This window comes from Shinella sp. 838, from assembly GCF_029623935.1.
In the GTDB taxonomy this organism is placed as follows: Bacteria; Pseudomonadota; Alphaproteobacteria; order Rhizobiales; family Rhizobiaceae; genus Shinella.
On record NZ_JARSBQ010000064.1, the window covers coordinates 1 to 1,035 of the forward strand.

2 tRNA genes are annotated in these 1,035 nt (G+C 54.4%); both read right to left on the minus strand.

What is annotated here, in order from left to right:
* Nucleotides 1-593: 593 nt before the first annotated feature.
* Nucleotides 594-669, minus strand: a tRNA-Ala gene (locus P9A16_RS35565).
* 45 nt (nucleotides 670-714) lie between these two features.
* Nucleotides 715-791 (minus strand) — tRNA-Ile (locus tag P9A16_RS35570).
* Nucleotides 792-1,035 lie beyond the last annotated feature (244 nt).

The window sequence follows — 1,035 nt, forward strand, 5'->3', positions numbered from 1 at the left end:
AATTGCCCTTACGACACTTAATCGTTCTCATTGTCTATGCTCATCACTAGCCTTCGCTAGAAGGCGATTGGACTACCTTTTACAATCCAATCCACTCATGATGCCATCGACGTGTTCGATGGACCGCTTTATTGGAGCTACGCCGAGCAGCTCGCTTGCAGTCCATCTATTAAGACCAGCTTCTCGAGATCAAATCCGGTACCGCGCGGTTAGACGACGGTAATCCGATCATCCGTCAGAAGCACCCGAAGGCGCCAACAACGAACGATCCAGAGCGACAAGCTTCCTTCCTACCTCCAATCCCTCACCAATCTCCGGCCGGCTAGGCCATCAAAAGGTTCACCGGGAAAGGTCTCGGACGCTTTGGGCCTAAAACCCAAAACACCTGGAAGCCTCCAGATCAATCTTCTCTTCACAATGTATGCAGAACAGGCGCACCGCCATTTGGCGGACGCAAACTTTTATTTCTTCCAAGACAAGGATTTCTTTCGCTCACGCGCCGAAGGCGCTCCGCTAGGGCGCCAAACGATTGGCGACGCGCTCTGCGCTTGCGAAGCTTCGCTTCGACCTCTCAGTTCTCAACACCAAAACCTTGGTGGAGCTGAGCGGGATCGAACCGCTGACCCCCTGCTTGCAAAGCAGGTGCTCTCCCAGCTGAGCTACAGCCCCATTCAGGTTTCGATACCTGACCGGAGTGCCACTCAATCTTAGGGATGGTGGGCCCGGGCAGACTCGAACTGCCGACCTCACGCTTATCAGGCGTGCGCTCTAACCACCTGAGCTACGGGCCCATACTGGGTAGAACTCTGCCAAACAGCGGGTCCTTGTCTTGTGAAGAAAGAGAAACGTGGACGGCGAAGATCGCCATACCCGCCGTCTGCATAGCAGATCCGCAGGCGTATTGCGTTTCGATGGCCACCTGACTGGTGCCATCTATGTTCTAAAAAGCACGGGAAGGTTCATACCGTTCAAGACGGTCGTCTTACCAATTCCACAGCTTCCTTAGAAAGGAGGTGATCCAGCCGCAGGTTCCCC